Raw genomic sequence first — 20,791 nt, 5'->3', positions numbered from 1 at the left:
ATACAAAATTGATTTTTTCGTGACCTACTCCCCCCTCAATGGGGGGTAGGGGGGTTACTTCAAAAAATACATATCCCAGATTCCCCTGTTTTTGATTTCGATGCTGCCCCGGTATTCGCAGTCAAACTCGTCTTTAATGATCTCATAGGTCTTGCCTGAGATATTGATTTTTCCCTCTTGGGAGTTGCTTTCCATTCTCGAGGCGATATTCACCGTATCACCCCAGATGTCGTACTGCCACTTTTTAACCCCTACAATCCCGGCTACAATCGGCCCGGTGTGAATTCCTATCCGCATTTCAAAGGGGACGATTCCCTCCGGTTTGGGCTTTTTGGTAAACTCCATCATCTCCTGTGCGGCTTGGACCACATCGAAGGCATTTCTTTGGTTTTCCGTAGGAAGTCCGCCCGCACACATGTAGGAATCCCCGATGGTTTTGATCTTTTCCAGTCCGTATTTGTCTGTGATTCGATCAAATTCCTTGAAGTAATAGTCAATGCTCTCTACCAGTTTCTCGGGAGAGATTTCTTCAGCCATGGTAGAAAAACTCTTGAAATCCGTAAAGAGCACCGTCACGGAATTGAAGCGGTGGGCCTTTACTTTTCCGTGGATTTTCAGCTCATCGGCGATCTCCTCCGGAAGGATATTGAGCAGAAGTTGGTCGGAACGGTTTTTCTCCTCTTCGATAATCTTCTTGGTCTCCTTTTCAAACTTAAATCGTCTAAAGGTGCCAATCGCCAACAGGCCAACCAAAATAAACATGACCAAAACCCCATAAAGGAGCAAGGTCTGACGCTTGGCCCTCAGGGTGGCAATAGTCGCTGCGCTTTCCAGGAGATCCACTTCGGCCTGCTTTTGGGATACTTCATAGTCGGTCCGCAGATTGGCCATTTCCTGTACGGCCTGAATATTATTGACACTGTCCCGGTATTGAATGTGCTTTTTGTAATACTCCAGCGCTTTGGTGGAATTATTCAGCGCCTCATAGATATTGGAAAGCAAAAGGTTGGCCTCGCTGATCTGGTCTTTCAGGCCGTATTTTCCTGCCAGATCCAGACTTCGTTGGGCATAGGTCAAGGCAGAAATGCGATCTCCTTTCTCCAGATAGATATTGGACATGTAGTTCAGATAGACGGAGATGGGGTAGTATTCCTCGTACTTTTCAAGAATGGCCACGGCCTCATTGATGCGCCTTTCGGAAGTGAGTTTGTCCCCGTACTCTGCCAAAATCATCCCGAGGTTGCCGAGGCAATAGGCCTGGCCCAGTTCAAAATCTATTTTTTGAAAGATCAGTTGGGCCCGCTCCACAAAGAGGAGAGCGGAGTCCAGCTTTCCCAGTTTCAAATACTCATCCCCCGCATTGAAGATAGCCGAACCCAGGGAGGTGGAATCACTTTCCTGCTCGAGGACTTCAATGCTTTTCCGATAATAGATGGCGGCATTTTGACTGTTTTTGCTGGCAGAATAGGTGTCTGCGATCGTCACATAGGACCTGCCCTGAGCCTTCATGGAGCCTGACTTTTGGGCATATTTCAGGGATTCAAAAAAGTACTCCAAGGCCTTGGAAAGGTCTCCCTTGTATTTGTAGGAGTAGCCGATCATGCTATAGGCGCTGGAAAGATGGTTGTCCAGAGAATCCCGCTGTGCCTTTTCCAGATAGATCTTTCCGTATTTCAGCAAGCTGTCCGGGTTAGCCTCATAGACCATAAAGCTGGCCAAGTGATCCAGATTTTTTTCACCGCTGGCGTAGTACAATTCCTTGATGCTGTCTGCCTTGGAACGAATCTGACTGGATTCATCCATAGCCTGAGCAAGAGCCAGATTGCAAATCGAAAAGTACAGGAAAAAGAAAACCAGATTTTTCAAGTTCTATGCGAGCTAGTAAGGAAGAATGTAAGACCCAAAATTTTGTCAGGGTAGCCTATTGGATAAGCTACCCTGCAAAATAGACTGAAAATTTGATCTTTTGTTCCCATACTTCAATGAGCGGTAGACATTTTTCCGGACTCAACTGAAATCGAATCAGGAGCTGCTTACCTCTGGGACATTCCCCGGTGAGATGTCCTTTTTGGACCAAAATCAAGGTCTGCCGATGATCCTTACCTGGATTGGGCAAGACCAAAAGAACCGCTATGCCCTCGAGATGATTCTGATCTTGGGATCCAGTTCGAAGGTGCGAGTCTCTCCGGTGGCCTTGGAACGAATGGTAAACCGGATGGTGTATTTGATCGTGCCTTCCTTTGCGTTATTCTCAATTTTTGCTTTGGCTTTTTTGCCGCCACCTTGGATGGGGTTTTTAGAAAAGGCCTTTACCTCTCCTGTCCAGGGGAAGTCTATGAATTTGACCTGATAATTGGCGGAATTGGGGCCGGATTCAAAAATTTCCCAGTTGACAAATTTGGAAGGGTAGGCTTTTGACTCAAAGTCAGAGGCTCTTCCATTGCCGCTTTTGCCATTGTTATCATCAGAAAGCTGAGAGTTTTCCTCTACACTTCCCCCGTTAAAAATGGCTTCGGCGTTGATGGTAAAATTGATGGTGATATCCTTTGCGCCTTGGCTAAACGCTTGGGATGATCCAAATAACAAGAGGGCGAGTAGGGTGAGTAAAAAGCTGTTCCTGTTCATAATTGAAGATTTTTTTTGTAAGAATATAGAAAAATATACGTTTAACCCATTCTTTTAATTAAATATCTTTTGTGCATTGTATTAAATAGGGTAATTACTTTTCAGGTGGCCGGGAATCAAGGACGAAGGAGATCGTAAGGGGAGTTTTTTGGGATACTGGTAGATTTTATGAGGTGATTAAAAATTCAATAAAAGACCAATTCCTAGCACAAATCTTCGACTAGTCCTAAAATCTACACTAAATTAAATAAGAGAGGAGATTCTCAATAGGAGTTGGATGTTTAGATGATTAGTTCTAAGTTTAACCTTTCCGAAAACTACTTTTCCAAAAACCGTAAACCTGAACAGTTTGCCAAACTATACTCCTTGAAGATGATTCAAAACACATTCAATTTGAGAGAATATAAAGTGCCTAGAATTATCAGGAATCCTGAAATTTAAGTTTCCCGCCAAATGATTGACAAAAAAATCACTTCACTTATTGGTAAAGCCATCAGGGAAGGGAAATTCTTAAACATAACCTACAAAAATAAGAAAGGGGAGATTACACCTTTTTGGATATGCATTCTCGACATCAGCGCCAAAGATGAACTGTGGGTTAACATGTTTAATGTCACCAAAGAACCCCCAATTTTTAATGCCAAAATCTCCATCTCAGCTATTCAGACTGCCGAAATTCTTAAGTTTTCTCATTTTGAATCTTCAGAGAAACTGATCAAAAAGCTGGATGAGGATGAAAGTTTGCAGGTGTATGAATTTGACCGGTATGATAATAACCTATTGAATTACTACCTGGAATGCTACAAAGCCAATAAAGATCCCTTCTTGCACAAATCCCATTTAATTCAAGGAGTGGATTTGACGGAATTGGCGAAGGAAAACCCCTATTCCTTGAATGACGCGCAACTGAAACAGATCATAAAAGAGATCTATCATAACGATTATCGCAAGTATTATGAATATGAGCTCGCGATCAGTGAATTTTCAATTGATTTACCCTCCAAAGGAAAATTTGTAATTGCTTACAGAAAGCTCACGCTTGATCCTGTAAACAAAAAGTTACATGTGGGTACCAAAACACTTTTCAATTCGAATTTCTATATAAAAGATGTAAAGCACTCCCTGTCTTATTACACCGATTTGAGTCCTACAGATTTTGAAGCAGTTTACACCAAGGATCAGTCAGAAGCCATAGAATTGTTGAGGGGTAATTTCAAAACCGGGGAAATGATCAATACCTTGCCGGAACTTGTTGTCCTAGGATATGCACAGATAGATATAGCCGGGATTTATGACCACATCCATGAAGAATATAAAAAGGATGGCTTAGAAGTTCCGCTAAGGGCCTTTTTTCAAAAATTATCACTGCTGGATCGAAAAGACCGGAAGGAGCCGCACATCGTACTATTTGATCGGAATATAAATATTGATCAGATCCAAACCATCTATAATGCGCTGAAATTTCCAGTCACCTATGTGCAGGGACCTCCTGGCACGGGGAAAACCCAAACCATATTAAATATCATCGTGAATTGCCTCACGAATGACAAAACACTGTTGATTTCGTCCAACAACAATGTGCCTATAGACGGGATAAAAGACAAGTTGTATCTAGGCAAATACCTGAATAAGGAAATCATGCTTCCTGTCCTTCGGCTTGGAAATAACGAGCGAGTAGCACAGGCTATCGAAGTAATAAAGGAATGGTACCACTTTGAAACCAAGGATGTCCCAAAAGAAAAACTGCTTTATAATCTCAAAGAAAAGTCCAAGGAAAAAAACCGGAAATTGCTTGAGAAAATCAAAAATCATGAGACTAGAATTGAACAATCTCAAAACCTGGAGTTCGTAAATAGTCTGCTGTCAAAAGCTGGGAATTATTTACTGGAAAAAGAAAAACTGGCCATTGAAGAGAAACTGAGTCAGATTCCGGATACCAATATTGATGAGCTTGACAGTTTATATGAAGTCATTAAAGACAATCACCAGCTGCTGCAGTTTTTCTACTATGAATCCTTAAGGTATGTAAAACGACTCAAAACCAAGGATTATGCTGACCTGATTGAAATACTTGCCATTGAGGAATCCGATATACAAGTTAAAGAATTCAATAAATGGCTCGCGATCGATGAGAACTTGGAAAAGCTGACCAAAGTATTTCCAATTATCCTGACTACCAACATTTCGAGCCGCAAGCTAGGACGGAAATTTAAGTTTGATTTACTGGTAATAGATGAAGCGGGTCAATGCGATATTGCCACAAGCTTGATTCCTATTTCCAAATGCAAAAGCATGGTCCTTATTGGCGACACCAATCAACTAAAGCCAATCGTCGTTTTCGAAGAGAGTACAGGTCATCAGCTGATGCGGACTTTTGGTATAGACAAGACCTATGATTACCACAACAATTCTGTCCTGTCACTTTATAAGAGGATTGATAATATTTCAAGGGATATTTTGCTGAGCTATCATTACCGCTGTGGAGAAAAGATCATCAACTATTCCAACATGCGTTTTTATGAAAACAAGCTGAACCTGTCGAAGATCAAAACGAAAGGCGAGTTGAAGCTGATTGATGTGAATAATGTAAATCAACAGAGTAGAAATGCCTCCATAGATGAAGCAGCGGAGATCATAAAATACATTGCGGAAAATCAATTAACCGATGTATTCATCATTACTCCCTTCCGTAATCAAGAAACCGTGTTGAATCAATTTCTGGGAAGGGCTAAAGCCAATAAGGAGATAGACGAATCGGTAAGCTGTGGTACGATTCACAAAATTCAGGGGCAGGAGAACAAGACCATCATGATATCTACCTCCTTATCAAGAAATACATCCCCAAAAACCTACGACTGGATCAAAAACAACAGCCAATTGATCAATGTCGGAGTCACAAGGGCCCAAGAGAACCTGATTGTGGTGGCCGATAAAAATGCAATTGATATCCTGTCAAGAAAAGATGATGACCTCTATGCCTTGGTAGATTATGTGCAAAAAAACGGCACCACACAGATCCCACAAAGCACGGCAAACCGATTTACCATTGGGTTTTCGAATGACTCAAAATTTGAGAACGAATTTTACAAAACAATGAGCCACTATTGCTCCGTTCAGGGTAGCCGATTTGAACGGAATGTAAAAGTCTTGGATGTCTTGCCCGAAGAAATCGATAATCATGCCGTCAATAAGAAGGAGTTCGATGGGGTGATTTACCAGGGCCGGGTACCAAAGGTCGTCTTTGAAATCAACGGTGCAGAACACTACAAAAACAGTAAGCGGATTGAATCAGATAAAGTAAAAATGGAGCTGCTCCGATCTAAAGGAATCAACCTAATTACCATTCCTAATCCCTACGTCAAGCATTACGAATTCATCCGGGAATTGATGAATAAGATCAAAGGAGATGCATATCAAATTGCCTTATTTGAATAACTGCATGGTTTTTTCTAACCAACCTATTTGAAACCCAAATTTTACATACGGCCCAAAGTTGCAGTTCCCCAATTCTGTGAGGAAAATGGATTTTACACGACCGAAAGTCGATCTTATAATATGTCCCAAATCCGATCGATAGAGGAGTGAATTAAATCCAAAAACATCTTGAAACTAATTCTATTGAAAAATTTTTCAAGTTTAGTTTGAAATATAAAACTAACTGATTACCTTTTGTTTACAGTATTTTTTTACTGTTTAATATTTGTTTCACTAAAAAATTTTTAAACCATGGAAAACAAAGTTTCCATTGAGATCTCTCCGGCAGATCTCAAGGCTGTCAAAGACGCCATTGCTGTGTTGCAGACCGTACTCGGTCCAATCCTCATCGCTCTCTCGCCGGAGGAGCGCAAAAAGCGAAATAAGATGGGGGAGGCCTCCAAGCCTTTTGTCGAAAAGGTCTTGGAGTATGCGAAATCCAATCCTGAATTTCTTCCTGCCTTTGCCAAGGTGGTAGAAATGGATAAGGATTGGAAGGCACATGTAGATTTGGGGCCTGTATTCAATGCCTTGAATCAACTCACCAGCAATCTCAATGATACCTTGCTGGAAGTGGGTTCGGACTTGATGAAGCCCAGCAATGCCTACTACAAATCTGTACAGATGGGAGTGAAAATGGACGTTCCCAATGCTAAGCCCATTTATGAGGATTTAAGAGTAAGGTATGAGCAAAAGCCCAAAAAGAAGGAAAATGGGGCTTAGAATCAGAAAAGAGTAAAAGTTGCTTAAAACTCCCGACTGCCGGAATGCCAATTCCGGCAGTATTTTTTTGACCTTCTCCAATCCCAGTTCCCAGTATGGAAATACCGATTCCGAACCCAGATATTCCTATTTCTAATCTGGATAAACAGGAAAAAAGTCTGGAAATTCCACTCCAGAACCTCAATAAACAGGTAAAATATCTCGAAATACCGATTCAAGGCCTCGATAAACAGGTAAAAAGAAAGGAAATACCGGTTGGGAATCTCGATAAACCAATTCAATCACTGGAAATACCGGTTCGGAATCGCTCGATTAAGGAAAAAAGAAAGGAAACAAATAAGAATTATAAAATATCTTTGATAAACCCTTTCTTCCCTTTGAAGGAACAGATTTGGAAAGTTTTATTTTTATACTCAAAAAGGCCCTTATCGAATGTGCAATACTTGCATAAATTCGAATCAAGGGATTTTCTTTCTAATATTCTTTTTAAACCATCTCGCAATAGTGGTCTATTAGGATCGTCATCCACTCCTAGATAAGGATAAATGCTTGTAAATACCTTTTCTCCTTTGAAGAAAATATATTCCTCGGTACTATAATGCCCATAGAATTTTTCATTCCAAAATTCACCATTTGCTATTTCCTTTAAAATGGGATGCTGATTATACTTTGATGTCTTAAACCATTCAAAAAAATTAATTTTCTTTGGACAAATCCAAAGTTTATTATTAGTAATTTGAATAGAGTTTACTTTACCTTCTTTTAGAGCCTGGAGTTTATTCTGTTTTTCTTTTTCATTCAATTCTTTACGCCTTTTTTCTTTTTCCTTATAAATTCTATCTTGTTTCGGGTTTGATATCCAATAAACTTTATCAGATTTTGAAAGAAAAAGATTTTCCAATTCTTTAGGATCCAATTCCATTCCTTTAATGTTAATCTCAATACAAGCAACCTGGCTTTGAATTATTTTTTCTTTTTTCTCAACATCGATATAATGAGAAAATGCAAATTCAATAAATATTTTTGTTCCGTTAACTATTCCAATAAGGTCAGGAACAAAATAAAAGTTTTCAAGGTTTATTCTCTTCTCAATTTGGCAATCTTCAAATTTTATGATATTAAATGATTTCTCTAGTGAGAATTTATTGCTTTGATCATAATCAAAATGATAATCAGGTAATTGCATTTCTTTTAGCTTTGAGAAAACTTCTTTAGCTAACATATGTAAAGCAGATTCATAGGCTCCAACACATTCTACTCCTGACTCATGTCTAAAATGTGCTGAATTTTTATAAGCTTTTGATTCGATATTTGATACTGCAATTAATCTTTCTCCACAATTAGGACAGAAACAATTACATTTTATTCCGTTTTCCACCTCAGAAATGTCAAACAATTTCCCATTTCTTAGGCCAAGAGTCAAAAGTGCTTGCATAACCTTTATTTAAAGAAATCTGATAAACTACTTGTAAAGGGAAATGCTGACGCATTTCCTTTTTTATAATTTGGAAGACCTTTAAAGTCCCAGATTTTGCCAATAAATTCTTTTTCATTGACAGCCTCAAGTTCAATTACTAGATAAAATTCATGGCTTGGATTCGGATATTTGAGATTCTCCAAATCACTCTTTGAATATACTCTTGGTCCTTTACTTACAATTTTCCAGAGTTTGGATGAATCTTTGTCTCCTCCTGTATGGAGTAATAAATATTTGGCGCTGACAGTCTTAAAATCTAAGGCAAGAGATCCATTTCCTGTTCCAGTCCTAAAATTGTATTTTCTCTCTTTTTCAATCCATGCCAAATGCTCCGCTGATTTATAATAACCAACCAAAACATATGTCTGATCAGGTATCAATGTTCTGTTTTCTCCATAAGGCTCTGGAAGGAATTCGTTAACCCGATCTTCTTCCCTAGGTTCATCTCTGTGAACTTCATAGGATTTTAGTGCAATTTTCTCTCTTTGGGAAGCCCTGTTGATAAAATGGTCGATAACTTTTTTAATGAAACCTTGAAGTTCTTTAGTGCCATCATCAAGTTTAGATGGACGTACTGGGAAGGCTCCTAATCCTGGAATAATTTCCCGGAATCCCTTTCTTTCAGTTGAAGAAATAACCCCAGGATATAATACATATGCACCGCCTGATCTTCTTATTGCATCTTTGTAAGCATGCATTTTTAAAAGGTCAGCATTTTTATATATGCCTTTTCTGTTTTCTGTTTTTTCTTCACTTAACCCATCTTCATTTTCCTTGATCTGAAGGATATTTTCCACCTTATACTTTGCATCAAAGTGAATGTGAACAATTAACTCTTCTTTCTCTGCCTGTTCTTCTTTTATTCCATATGGCCAAACAGATAAAGTATAATCTGGCCTTAAAGTGGTTGTCCAGCTACCCGAATCAGGATAATCTCGATTTCCTGTGAATGACCTATTATAATTGAACCGAACATGGAATTGTCTTTTTCCAGAGTTGAAAATGCCTTTCAAAGCCGTAAACTTTCCCTGTTTCAGATTGATATTGAGCCCTTCATCTGTTTGTGTAATTAACTTCTCCAATTCTTTAGGCTCGATCTGAAAAAGATTTTGGAGTATTTCCAACAGCTTAAAAAAGAGCCAATATTCGTAGAGTGTGGCAATGTCCTTTTTGCCTCCTTCATACACATCCTCACCGCCTTTCCAGATTAGCTTGGCAGCCAAGTCAAACATCAGCCAAACCCGCAAAACCTCTCTGTAGCCTTCTTTTCTCTGTAGGACAGGGCTATTTAATTTCAATAGGTGGGGAGGGGAGATTTCACTGAAAATTGTATGATGAAGATGATTTTCCAGTTCACTTACCAATCGTTCTGATTCTTTGGCCAATTGGCTTTGGCCATTCAGCTTTTTGGCTTTAGCATTGATCTCCACACAGAATTTCAAAAATGTCTCTAGAGCATATTTTATAAATCGGTTTTCAGGGGTGTCCAGTGAATCCACTTTTCTGGTGGACAAGATTTTTGCAGGAACAGAATCCAACCCATAGCCAACCAATGGGTGAGAGGAGGGGATTTTTACCCTGTTTTTTCCTCTGATAAGTTCTGTGATTGAGCTTTTCGAAAATCGGCGGGTATTTCTGACGTCCTTCAATTCAGTCTCTTCTTCCCATTTGGTATTGGGAAAAGAGACAATCCGATGAATGGCTTCATTGAATTCCGAAGTGCCTATGATGGACTTTAAAAATATGAACCTTTGGTACAGAACTTCTTCCGAAATATCATTGTCAAAATCAGGCTCAAAGTTTTGATAGACTGGAGAATTGATCTGAAGCAGAAGATCAGTGCATTTTTCAGTAATGAATTCCAGCATGTCCCGGTAATCATCCCTATAACCTGTTTTCCTGGATCTAACCTCCAAAGGGATTCTTTTAACCGGATTTTCAACCCCTTTTTTTAGAAGATTCAGGTACAGCGTCCCGACATAAATATTTGGAGCCAAGATTCCAGAATAGGGCCGCTTCTGAGATGGCTGAACGATATTATCTTTATCTGCTTTAAGAAAGAAATCAGGGTTGCTTAAATCAAACTCATAAAAACAACCTTCTACCAGCTGATACCTGGCTTCATTGTTTTCTTCGCTTGTCTGTACCTCGTCAAAAAGTAACTCTTCCTTATTTTTATTTAGGATTTCTAAAACCAACCCTTTTTCAACATCGGATAGGTCAATCGATATGGTGGAAATAGCCGGCATAAATTAAGCTTCGGCAAAACTTGCAAATCCGTTTTCGATGGCTGCTTTCCTCATACGTGCAAGCTTTTCAAAAGAAATGGGGTATTTGATTTTTTCAATATCAACTTCGAACACCTTGCTTTCAATCGAACCTCCCTCTTTTTCAGGTTGAATTGTTTCTTTCAAGCATAAATTGGCTAGGGTAGTCAATACCGGAACCAATTTTCTTCTAGATCCATGGAGCTTGGGCAACAATTTTTGAACAATGGCAATATCCAATTTGGCATCTACCTCCAGACTTGGGTCAATCTTTTTGAGGCGATCGATCAGTTTGAGGATTTCTGTTGCTGATCGGTAGCCAAATTCCGCTCCTGCTTTCTTCAGTTCTACAAAGAATTTGCCTAACTCCACTTTGACACTATCCATTCCCTCTGATGGAACTGATTTATCCAAAGCCATCTCCAAAAAGCTTTTGGCCATATTGGAGCCTTTGGATTCCAGATATTCCATGTTGATTTCACCAACTTTCTCCAAAAAGTCGGTCATTTCATCAGATGTAATTCGGAATTCTATGGTGTTCGCCCGGTCTAACACTTTGGGGCTAAACATGTGGGTAGTCTCATCGATATTGACAGTGCCGATGATAAAGAGATTTTTAGGAATCCTGATTTTGGGAGGTACTCCGCTGATAACTTCAGTTCCGCTGTGCAGGAAAATTTCTTCTCCAGATTCCATGGCACTTAGGAAGTCGGCAAAATACCGCTCCACATGACTCAAGTTCATCTCATCCAAAATCAAAAAGAAGGGGAGGTCTGGATCTTCATTTGCTGCAATCAAAAGTTCCAAAGCCCCGTTTTCCGGTTTGATGTATTCATCAGAATTCAAGGCGTTGGGATAACCAAATAGCGGTTCCCGATTGGTCCAGTCTGCGCCTACTGGAATGATCCTAAACTGATTTGAATCTTCAGAAATCCACTTTACAAAAGACTGGGCAAGTTTGGTTTTTCCAGAACCTGAGAGACCTGTTAGAATTAAAAAAGGTTTTGTTTGAAGAGACCCTAAAAGTCTTATTATCAATAAATGACTAAAATATAGATTTGCACTTTCAATTGAAGAAATAAAATAGTTGGGATTAAACTCTGTTTTTGGTGCTTCATAATGATCTGAATTGTTTTCTTCCATATTACCAAAAAATTGATCTATGTAATCATTTCCAAAGGGCTTTCCATAAATCTGTCTTAGAAATTTTCCGCCCTCTTTGCTAAACTCATATAAATATCCCTGGTTAATTGATCCATTGGAGCTAAAAGGCTTATTTTTCACATTTGACAAACACCTATTTAAATGGGTGATGTTCTTAGTTAAGAGACTACTCTTTATCCCAGGATTTAACATCACCAAATCTATATCTACCCTAAACCCATTAGGGCCCCAAGGAGATTGCATATCCCTGTTTACCGCTTTATAGCCATCATTTTTAGCAATTGATACACCTCTAAGTTCTCCCTCTGAATAGTTAAAGATTATATCTCCTTTCTTTACTTTGAAAACATTTTCCCAATAAAATCTTCCTTTATTGTCTTTCCCTTTCTCAGGTGCCCACAAAAATTTCATTCCTCTATCCTGCCTGAAAGTCGCTCCCTGAGTAACAAACCAAACTTTTGGATCAATATTTTCGCTTGATAAATCAACCATTTGTTTTTTAAGTTATTTAAAAGTGATAAGAATTAAATCTTTGTAGATCTTAATTAATTATATGATTATCAAAATGATTTTATACTTTTTGAAACACCTTGAACTAGGTATAAAATTTCTATAACTGATTTCTTTAATCAAGCCAACTCCCTTAAATCCACCGGCACTACCCGGCTGACTCCCGCTTCGATCATCGTAATGCCATAGATAATATCCGTGCTGGCCATGGTGCGCTTGTTGTGCGTCACGATAATAAACTGACTCTCGGAGCTGAACTTCTGGATGATCTGATTGAACTTGTCGATGTTCGCATCGTCCAGCGGGGCGTCCACCTCGTCGAAGATACAGAAGGGGGCCGGCTTCAGCAGGTAGATGGAAAAGAGTAGGGAAGTGGCCGTCAGGGTCTTTTCCCCCCCGCTTAGCTGATTGATGGTGAGCGGACGCTTGCCCTTGGGCTTGGCCATAATCTCGATGGGAGACTCCAGGGGATTGTCCGGGTCCACGAGGGTCAGGTCGCAGTCATCCTGCTCGGTAAAGAGGGAACGGAAGACCTTCACGAAGTTTTCCTTGATCTGTGCGAAGGCGGTGAGGAAGGTTTCCTTTGCCACCTGATCGATCTCGGAGATCGTGCTGAGCAAGCCTTCCTTGGCCTGAATCAGGTCATCCTTCTGCGTCGTGATAAAGTCGTATCGGACCTTGATCTCGTCGTAGGCCTCCATGGCCATGGGGTTGATCGGGCCGATTTTTTCCAGTCTTTCCTTCTGCTTGCGCACCAGGTCCCGGAGTTCCTCCTCGGCAAAGTCCTCGAATTCCGGGTCTATGGCTGGGTTTTCCTCCATCAGGGTATCCAGATCCAGATCAAACTCCACGCTGAGTCTTTCCTTCATCCCGCTCATCTTGAGCTTGATTTCGTTGATTGCGTTTTGGAGTTCCTGAAGCAGGGTGTCGAAGCCTTCCTTGGCCTTTTGCAGGCTGCGGATGCGGGTATCTGTCTCGTCGATCAGACCCCGGGCACCGTAGTAGTCCTTTTCGGCCTCGTTGACTCCGAGTTCTATGCCTTCTTTTTCGGAATAGAGCTCGATGAGTTCGTCGTCCTTGATTTCGTTGTTTTCAAGCAGGGTTTTGATCTCGGCATCCAGCTGGGCGAGTTCGGCTTGGGACTTTTCGATCCGCTCTTTGGAGCTTTCGAAGGCATTCTGCTTAAACTCAATCTCCTGCTCCAGGCTATTCACCCGGTTGACCTGCTGGATATAGGTGATGTTTTCCTGATTGAAGGACTGGGACTTTTCGGCCAGTCGCTTGTTTTCGGCTTCCACCTCCTCAGTCAGCACGCTCACCTGCTCCGCCAGTCCGTCAAACTGCTCCTTTTCCTCAGCCAGTTGGGGCAGGATATGCGAAAGGCTGTCTTCCAGGTTGGCGATGCGCTCGAGGATATCCTCCCGCTTGTGCACATTGGAGCTGAGGAGCTCGGCCAGCTGTTCCTTTTTGGTACGGATGGAGACGTAGGCTGAATTGAGCTCATTGATGCGGGCCTGACTTTCTTCCAGAGTCTTTTTGAAAGAAACCTCCTTGAGCTTGAGCAGGTCGCTGAGCTTTTGGTCCAGATTGGCCCGGGTGGCAGAGACCTTTTTGCCCAGGTCCTTGATTTCCTTGTCCAGCTTTTCCAGGTTTTTGGCCCGGCCTATTCTTTTTCCTTCGAAAAGACCGACCGAACCCCCGGAAAGGGAGAATTTACGCTTGGTGTATTTGCCCGATTCGGAGAGGAAAATGCAATCCGGATCGGCAGGGAAGTCCTTGTAATCCCCCTGCACGAGGTAGACATTGTCCAGAATAAAGCTCATCAGGCGGCTATACTTCACATCAAATTCGATGATCTCTGTGGCCGGGATGGCATTGGAGAAGAGCTTGCTTTGGCTGGACTTGAAGCGCTCGAAGTGCTCCAAAACAAAGAAATTGGCCTTTCCTCTCGCCGCATCGCTGAGCAACTGAATCGCCGCAATGGCCTGAGCCTCGGTGTCCACCACGTAGTAGTTCATGTAGGACTCGAGGTAGTTTTCTATGGTCACCCGGTACTTTTCGTCCGTGGTAAGCAGGTCGGAGAGGAGGGGAATGTCCTTGCCCCAGGTGGAGTTTTTCTTCAAAAACTTGATCGCTTCGGGGAAGCCTTCCAGATTTTCGACCAGGGATTTGGTCAGGTTGTATTCGTTGGTCTTGGAGTCCAGCTTGCGGGAGGTCGTGGTCAGTTCCTCCCGGATCAGTTCGATGACCCGGTTGGTCTCCTCGATCTTTTGATCCTGGTCCTCCTGCTTGGATTTGAGTGCGCTGAACTCGCTTTGGGCTTGGTCCAGCTCTTCCTTCAGGCCCACCAGTTTATCTTCAAATTCGGCCAGATTCGCTTCCTGAGAACTGTCGTCCGAAGAAGTCCGCTCTAGTTCCTGCTTGAGGGTACTGAGCTGAATCTGCTTGATTTCTACTTCTTTTCCGAGTTGGTAAACCCGTTCTTTGAGGCTTTCATATCGCTGAGCCACCTCTTTTTGGGAAGCTTGCTTGTCGGAGGTGATGACCTTTTGGGCATCGTATTCCTCCCGAAGCTGGGAGACGACCACCTCTTTTTCATTGAGGAGCTTTTCGGCGGCTTCTTTTTCCTGCATCAGGGAGCGGATGGAGAAACCGGCCCGGTCGTTGGACTTGCGGTCGGCATCGATCTGCTCCCGCAAAGTCTGGGAGCGGTCTTCCAAAAAGCGGAGGCGCTCGTTTTTGATTTTTTTCTCCGACTCAAAAGCCCGGATCTTGTTTACGTGCTCGTTGAGTGCTTTTTGACGGGAGGAAAGCAGCTTTTCCTTGTGAATCAGATCGGCTTTGAGCTGGGAAAGTTGGGCTTCCTGATCCGCAATCTGGGTTTGCACCTGAAGCTTGCGGTCTGATTCGCTTTGGATTTTGGCATTGGCCTCGAGGAGACTTTGGGTCTGCTTCTCGATGGACTTTTTGGCCAGGTTGATGCTGGCCTTGCGGTAATCCTCCTTGATTTCGAAGTATTTGGAAGCCTGTTTGGCCTGCTTTTCCAGAGATTTGAGGTTTTTGTCAATCTCAAAAAGCAAATCTTCCACCCGTGCCAGGTCCCCATCGGTATCTTCGAGCTTGCGGAGGGTTTCCTTTTTTCGGGTTTTAAACTTATGGATTCCCGCGGCCTCTTCGAAAAGCTCGCGGCGGGAGTTATTCTTGTCATTGAGCAGCTCATCGATCATTTTCAGCTCGATGATGGCGTAGGAGTTGGAGTTGATCCCCGTGTCCATGAATAGGTTGGTGATGTCCTTCAGGCGGCAGGTGACTCCATTGATTTGGTATTCGCTTTCCCCTGTGCGGTAGTAGCGGCGGGTGATGGTGACGTGAGTGTATTCGGTGGGGAGGAGGTTTTTGGTGTTTTCAAAAGTCAGGGAAACCTCCGCCATATTGGTAGGTTTGCGGTTTTTGGTGCCGTTGAAGATGACGTTTTCCATCTTGTCCGAGCGGAGCATGCGGGATTTTTGCTCCCCCAAAACCCATCGGATGGCATCGACGACATTGGACTTGCCACAGCCATTGGGGCCCACCACGCCGGTGATTCCCTTGTCGAAGTGGATGACCATTTTGTCCCCAAAACTCTTAAAGCCTTTGATTTCCAGTTTACTAAGCAGCATCGAAAAATCTCCTTACGAATAAGCTTTCAAAATAGGGCGAAAGGATGGATTTGGCAATAATTTATTGAGATAGACTGCGTGAAATATACCTCCCTGCGGTCGGTGAGATAGGCTACGCGAGATATACTTCGTGAAATACACTTCGCTGCGCTACGTGAGATAGGGGTTGGGATTAGGAGTAAGGTTTGGAGTCCCAAAAAGTGTCGTAAATCGTACCTCGTAAATCGTAAATATTGAAATATGCTTCGCGAGATACACTTCGTGAAATACACCTCCCTGCGGTCGGTGAGATAGGGGTTGAGTACTATTTGGAGGATTGAGGTACAATTCAAGGTCGTAAATCGTAATTCGTAAATCGTAAATAGTTTCCTATTTATTTCGCGACCGAAGGGAGCGTATTTCCAAGGTATTTCCATTGTATTTCTCCTTTCCTTTATTTTCAATTCATTTTTCTCCTAACTTAAAGCCATGGATTTTGGACAAGTCATCTACATCATAGCGGTAATCGGTTATTTTATCTATCAGGCTACCAGAAAAAAGAAGGGGCAGGATCCTGTGGATTCCGGTGATAATCAGCCGGAAAGTCCTCAGAAGGGAGTGACTTTTGAAGATCTGCTCCGCGAAATCCGGGAGGCCCAAAATCCACAGCCCAAGCCTCAAGCACCTCCTAGACCTCAGCCACAGGCTGCTCAGGCGGAAGTTATGACTCGAAATGAGCCGACCAAACCTGCCTTTTTTCCTGAAAGAAAATCCTACAAACCGGAATACGTCGAAGAAGTGGACGATGAGGCGAGATATTACGAGGGGGCATTTAGGAGCAAATCTCAGGCAGCACAAGGCAAGGCTGCACCAAAGGTGATTTCTATTGAGGAAATGGCAAGGGATATTCGGCTAAAAGCCCAAAATCAGAAAAAGGTAAATCCCTATGCTGAAAAGCTAAAGAATCCACAAAGTGTCCGGGATGCGATAATTCTGAGTGAAATTCTCAACCGAAAGCATTTTTAGGCTTTTTTTTCCAAACAATTCGATCTGGTTTCTATTGTTATTTCGTACATCACGAAGCAACAAAATCATTATCCCATGAAACCAGAATTAGCACCACAAGTAGCTGGAAGTCTGACCGATTCCCGTAGAAAATTTCTTGAAAAGGCAGGGCTGAGTATGACTCTTTCCCTGTTTGGGATGTCCTTTTTCACATCCTGTTCTTCCACAGAAGATGCTGACCCTACCACCCCGCCTGTGGGGGGAGGCAGTGGCAATGGCATTTCTGTGTCCGGCAATACCATCACTATCGATCTCAACGTGCAGCAGGGCTTGCAGACAGCCGGTAACTGGCTTTTGATCACCAATACCCGAACACTTGTAGCCAATGTCAACGGGTCATTTGTCGCATTGACCTCAGTTTGTACCCATTCGGGCTGTTTTGATAGCTGGACCTTTGGTAACAACCGCTTCACCTGCCGTTGTCACGGATCTGTTTTTGATCCTTCAGGACAAGTCTTGCAGGGACCTGCCAATGCCCCGTTGCAGCAGTTTACCACCAATGTGTCAGGCACCAATCTGATTATCACAAGATGAGGCGCCTGGTTCTGCTTGTTTTTCTTTTCACTCCTCTTTTCGGTTTTGCACAAGAATATCTCACCAAAACAGGCTCGGTGGTATTTCTCAGCAAAGCACCTCTGAATGAGTTTGAAGGCAAGTCAAAAGCACTAAATGGTTTGATCGACCTGGAAAAAAATCTGCTGGATTTCTACATCGATCTGAATACCCTGGATACGGGAATAGGCCTCCGGGATAAGCATATGCGTGAAAACTATCTGGAAACAGATAAATATCCCTTTGCGGAGTTTACCGGCAAAATGGAGCCCATTCCAGCTTTGGAAACTGGTAAGAGCTACCCGGTCAAAGCCAAGGGGAAATTCAAAATTCATGGGGTAGAGCGGGAAATCACCGTGCAAGGTACCCTGACCCAGAAAAACGATAAGAGTTTGGATCTCCAATCTGAGTTTGTGATCCTGCTGGACGATTACAAGATCGAAATACCCAAGTTGGTCTTCTACGAACTGGCTTCCGAGCAGAAAATCACGATCAACGCTACTTTAAGTCCCAAAAAATGAGAAAGATATCTTTATTCCTTGCCTTCCTAATTGGGTTGGCTCTACCTGCCTTTTCCCAACTGGAAAGACAGCTTGCCAATGAAAATCAGCCTGTGGATTTGATTTTTCATGCTCCAAGACATATCAACCTACTGACGGTGGAGCCTTTGGAGAAAAAGTCCATGCACTTTGCGATCATGCATACTTTCGGGACTTTGGATGGGGGAGTGGAAAATCTCTTTGGTCTGGACAATGGAGCGAATATTCAGTTCAGCTTTGAGTTTGGATTGAGTGATAAACTCTCCTTGGGCGTATCCCGGGCAAGTCGGGACAAAGTGTATCAGGTGTTTGGACGCTACCATCTTTTCGAGCAAACCCAAAACGGAAAGATGCCTTTCTCCTTGAGTTTGGCAGGAGGTGCAGGCGTGATTACCAATTCCTACACCTTTCTTCCCGAGCCTGAGCAGCCTGCTTTTGGAGACCGGATGAATTACTTTGGGCAGGTGATGTTGGCGAGGAAGTTTTCCGGGAAAATCAGCTTCCAGTTGACGCCAATGTTTGCCTACTTCACGAATCCCCTTTCTATCTATCAGATCGAAGGCGATCAAAATTTCTACTTGGCTTTAGGTATGAGTGGCAAGTGGAAAGTGACGGAGAGATCCTCGCTCACCCTTCAATACATTCCCAATCTGAATTCGGATTTGCGAAGCAATTTTGGAATTGGTTGGGATGTGGAAGCCGGAGGGCACGTGTTCCAGATGTACTTTGTGACTTCCGAAGCCTTGACTGAACCCTATCTTTTGGCTGGAGGAAATGGAGTACCCGGAGAGGAGTTTAGACTGGGATTCAATGTCAATCGGATCTTTGCTTTGGGGCAAATGAAAAGAAGGTAATCACTCGGAGGATTGGGTAAAAGTCCGAATCCAAACCTTGTTTTCCTTCGCTTCTTTTTCGAGTGAATAATGTTGCTTCAGCCAAGCCTCTAACCCATCGACTTCCTCCTGTTCCTGAGGATAAGCATGCAGGTAATATTCGTAGATCAAAACCCGGATTTCTTTCGGATGGATGCCTTTCAGAGAATCCAGTTTTTCCAAGGGGAAGAGCTGGATTTTTGCTTTTTCATCCTCGGGAAAAAGAACTTCCTCGCTGAATTTCACGAAATCATTGACTATAATAATCGATTGATTTTCAGTGGAATTTAATTCTTTGGATAAAGTTTCAATGAAATCAGTATAGGCTTTGATTTTTTCTTGATAAAAAATAGAAGCCAAGGCAGGGACAATCAGAATAAGGAAAAGAAAAGCAGTTTGAAACTTGGAATTTTTAATCCAGAAAATCCCGAGAAAACTTGCCTGAAAGACGACCATTTTAAAGTCTTTTTGAACTAGGCTGATGCCTACTCCCAAGGCAATCAGGGCAATTAAAAGCTGTTTTACCTTTGGGTTTTCCTCCCAAATTCCCCAACCCAAAGGAATCAAAAAGGCCAGAATCGGAACCAGAATGATCAGATGCCGTGGATTGAGATAGATGGGGTTGTAAATCTCCAAGGTGGATGACATAAACCAAAAGCCCAGAATCAGGCAGAAGGCAGTCAGGGCAAACTCGATACCGGGGCTATGCTTTGTTTTCCATGTTTTCCAGACTCCCGGAAGGGCCAGGACGATCCAAAGCCAATAAGAACGCTCCACCCAGGTGAGGATGGGCAGGTAGCTCAGTCTTCGGAACATGGCCCAAGGTCCTTTGTCCGCATAGGTGAATTCAGAGATGTAGTGCCCTGCGTTGATCGAGCTAACCCGGAAAAAGGGATCGCCGAATTTGATCCAGAAGTAGGACAGATAGGCTGCGCCAAATAGCAAGCCCCAACCCAATATCCCGAAGTAAAAGGGCGTATTGGAGTTTTGATTTTTCCTGTCCCAGATAAAAAGCAGGATAGGCAGAGGGGCCAAAAAGACAATGGTTTCTTTGGTGATAAATCCAAGAAACAAGCCCAAAATCACTCCAAGAGAGGCTAGAAAAGGGTTTTCCTTGCGGAAGTAGGCAGAAAAGGGAACCAGAACAGTCCAGAAAACCAACAGAGAATCAGGATAAACCTTGGTCAAAAAGTGGAGAAAGTAAACTTGAGTACTTGCCCAAAGAGCCAGAACCCAGGGGTTGCTGCCCATGGGAAGGATTTTAATCAAAAGGTATAGACTCCCCACATAGCTGAGTAGCGAAATCAGGGATATCTTATGCGGATCAAACCCCAAGATAAATCCTATAAATCCAGAGGGCACATAGGCTCCCCAACGACTGGAGAAATGGTAGGCATTTACCTCCATGGTGCCTTCCCAGAAGCTTTTTCCTGCAAGCAAGTAATACACATCGTCGGAAAAAGTAATCCCATCGAATCCAAGCAACCAATACAAAAACAGAAATATCGTCCCAGAAAGAAATGCTGCACGCTTGGGTTGATTCTGAACAAATCGGGTCATGAGGTAAATATAGGAGGGAATGTGTGAAAATTTATTGATCAGGAATTACAAATGGGATAAGATGGAATTGAAGGTTGATTTTAAGGGATAAAGGGTTGGAGTTCAAGACAGGGCGACTCCCCCTTGAAAAGGGGGCTGGGGGGATTGAAATAAGGTGACTTGTCCTGAATTGAGTTTACACAAAGTAAACTACTATGAAACGACAAAAAGAACAAAAAACAAGAGGAATAGGATCTCTGAGTTGGGCTGAACGGGAAGAAATGATCAAAGAGTATCTTTCGGGGAATTACTCAAAAGTTGAGATTTGGAAGAAATATACCGGTCA

General features: G+C 42.6%; 13 protein-coding genes. 6 read left to right on the top strand and 7 right to left on the bottom strand.

Annotation, left to right across the window (positions count from 1 at the left end; translation table 11 throughout):
- Positions 1–54: 54 nt before the first annotated feature.
- Both AAA938_RS12945 and AAA938_RS12940 read right to left on the bottom strand, forming a co-directional pair.
- The gene (locus AAA938_RS12945; protein WP_338229160.1) at positions 55–1,866 is read right to left on the bottom strand and encodes an adenylate/guanylate cyclase domain-containing protein; all 1,812 of its coding nucleotides are present in this window, start codon (positions 1,864–1,866) and stop codon (positions 55–57) included.
- Positions 1,867–2,130: 264 nt separating this feature from the next.
- Positions 2,131–2,625 carry a hypothetical protein gene (locus tag AAA938_RS12940; RefSeq protein ID WP_338229159.1) on the bottom strand — a complete coding sequence of 165 codons (495 nt, stop codon included), beginning with the start codon at positions 2,623–2,625 and terminating at the stop codon, positions 2,131–2,133.
- 453 nt (positions 2,626–3,078) lie between these two features.
- Here AAA938_RS12940 and AAA938_RS12935 point away from each other — a divergent pair, with 453 nt between their 5' ends.
- Together AAA938_RS12935 and AAA938_RS12930 are read left to right on the top strand one after the other, a co-directional pair.
- A complete protein-coding gene (locus AAA938_RS12935; RefSeq protein WP_338229158.1) occupies positions 3,079–6,060 on the top strand; it encodes a DEAD/DEAH box helicase in 2,982 nt (993 codons plus the stop codon).
- Positions 6,061–6,351: 291 nt separating this feature from the next.
- Complete coding sequence (locus AAA938_RS12930; RefSeq protein ID WP_338229157.1) at positions 6,352–6,822, top strand: hypothetical protein; 471 nt, start codon at positions 6,352–6,354, stop codon at positions 6,820–6,822.
- Between the two features lie 343 nt (positions 6,823–7,165).
- On the opposite strand, the gene AAA938_RS12925 is transcribed toward AAA938_RS12930, so the two are convergent.
- The 4 genes from AAA938_RS12925 to smc form a co-directional block, all read right to left on the bottom strand.
- Positions 7,166–8,257, bottom strand: coding sequence for a competence protein CoiA family protein (locus AAA938_RS12925; protein WP_338229156.1), 1,092 nt, complete (start codon positions 8,255–8,257; stop codon positions 7,166–7,168).
- Between the two features lie 5 nt (positions 8,258–8,262).
- On the bottom strand, positions 8,263–10,548 hold the full coding sequence (locus AAA938_RS12920) for a DUF2357 domain-containing protein (RefSeq protein ID WP_338229155.1): 2,286 nt from the start codon (positions 10,546–10,548) through the stop codon (positions 8,263–8,265).
- A gap of 3 nt (positions 10,549–10,551) precedes the next feature.
- Positions 10,552–11,709: an McrB family protein gene (locus AAA938_RS12915; protein ID WP_338229154.1), complete on the bottom strand. Its 1,158-nt coding sequence runs from the start codon at positions 11,707–11,709 to the stop codon at positions 10,552–10,554.
- Positions 11,710–12,359: 650 nt separating this feature from the next.
- Positions 12,360–15,899 (bottom strand): chromosome segregation protein SMC, encoded by a 3,540-nt coding sequence (smc, locus tag AAA938_RS12910; protein ID WP_338229153.1) that lies wholly within the window; start codon positions 15,897–15,899, stop codon positions 12,360–12,362.
- Between the two features lie 468 nt (positions 15,900–16,367).
- Between smc and AAA938_RS12905 the strand changes: the two genes are divergently transcribed.
- From AAA938_RS12905 to AAA938_RS12890, 4 genes are all read left to right on the top strand, one after another.
- Complete coding sequence (locus AAA938_RS12905; RefSeq protein ID WP_338229152.1) at positions 16,368–16,904, top strand: hypothetical protein; 537 nt, start codon at positions 16,368–16,370, stop codon at positions 16,902–16,904.
- 75 nt (positions 16,905–16,979) lie between these two features.
- A complete protein-coding gene (locus tag AAA938_RS12900; RefSeq protein WP_338229151.1) occupies positions 16,980–17,477 on the top strand; it encodes a Rieske (2Fe-2S) protein in 498 nt (165 codons plus the stop codon).
- Positions 17,474–18,016 (top strand): YceI family protein, encoded by a 543-nt coding sequence (locus AAA938_RS12895; protein WP_338229150.1) that lies wholly within the window; start codon positions 17,474–17,476, stop codon positions 18,014–18,016. The genes AAA938_RS12900 and AAA938_RS12895 overlap by 4 nt, the downstream gene beginning before the upstream one ends.
- Positions 18,013–18,888 (top strand): DUF5777 family beta-barrel protein, encoded by an 876-nt coding sequence (locus tag AAA938_RS12890; protein WP_338229149.1) that lies wholly within the window; start codon positions 18,013–18,015, stop codon positions 18,886–18,888. The genes AAA938_RS12895 and AAA938_RS12890 overlap by 4 nt, the downstream gene beginning before the upstream one ends.
- Here the strand turns inward: AAA938_RS12890 and AAA938_RS12885 are convergent, their stop codons facing one another.
- A complete protein-coding gene (locus tag AAA938_RS12885; protein ID WP_338229148.1) occupies positions 18,889–20,466 on the bottom strand; it encodes an ArnT family glycosyltransferase in 1,578 nt (525 codons plus the stop codon).
- Positions 20,467–20,791: the final 325 nt, after the last annotated feature.

The organism is Algoriphagus taiwanensis, assembly GCF_036245645.1.
GTDB classification, from domain to species: domain Bacteria; phylum Bacteroidota; class Bacteroidia; order Cytophagales; family Cyclobacteriaceae; genus Algoriphagus; species Algoriphagus taiwanensis.
This window is presented reverse-complemented; position numbering and strand designations above follow the sequence as displayed.

What these genes read in the sequence shown, in the direction of transcription:
- AAA938_RS12940 (WP_338229159.1), bottom strand. Translation starts at nt 2,625, where the DNA reads ATGAACAGGAACAGCTTTTTACTCACCCTACTCGCCCTCTTGTTATTT.
- AAA938_RS12935 (WP_338229158.1), top strand. Translation starts at nt 3,079, where the DNA reads ATGATTGACAAAAAAATCACTTCACTTATTGGTAAAGCCATCAGGGAA.
- AAA938_RS12930 (WP_338229157.1), top strand. Translation starts at nt 6,352, where the DNA reads ATGGAAAACAAAGTTTCCATTGAGATCTCTCCGGCAGATCTCAAGGCT.
- AAA938_RS12925 (WP_338229156.1), bottom strand. Translation starts at nt 8,257, where the DNA reads ATGCAAGCACTTTTGACTCTTGGCCTAAGAAATGGGAAATTGTTTGAC.
- AAA938_RS12920 (WP_338229155.1), bottom strand. Translation starts at nt 10,548, where the DNA reads ATGCCGGCTATTTCCACCATATCGATTGACCTATCCGATGTTGAAAAA.
- AAA938_RS12915 (WP_338229154.1), bottom strand. Translation starts at nt 11,709, where the DNA reads ATGGAAGAAAACAATTCAGATCATTATGAAGCACCAAAAACAGAGTTT.
- smc (WP_338229153.1), bottom strand. Translation starts at nt 15,899, where the DNA reads ATGCTGCTTAGTAAACTGGAAATCAAAGGCTTTAAGAGTTTTGGGGAC.
- AAA938_RS12905 (WP_338229152.1), top strand. Translation starts at nt 16,368, where the DNA reads ATGGATTTTGGACAAGTCATCTACATCATAGCGGTAATCGGTTATTTT.
- AAA938_RS12900 (WP_338229151.1), top strand. Translation starts at nt 16,980, where the DNA reads ATGAAACCAGAATTAGCACCACAAGTAGCTGGAAGTCTGACCGATTCC.
- AAA938_RS12895 (WP_338229150.1), top strand. Translation starts at nt 17,474, where the DNA reads ATGAGGCGCCTGGTTCTGCTTGTTTTTCTTTTCACTCCTCTTTTCGGT.
- AAA938_RS12890 (WP_338229149.1), top strand. Translation starts at nt 18,013, where the DNA reads ATGAGAAAGATATCTTTATTCCTTGCCTTCCTAATTGGGTTGGCTCTA.
- AAA938_RS12885 (WP_338229148.1), bottom strand. Translation starts at nt 20,466, where the DNA reads ATGACCCGATTTGTTCAGAATCAACCCAAGCGTGCAGCATTTCTTTCT.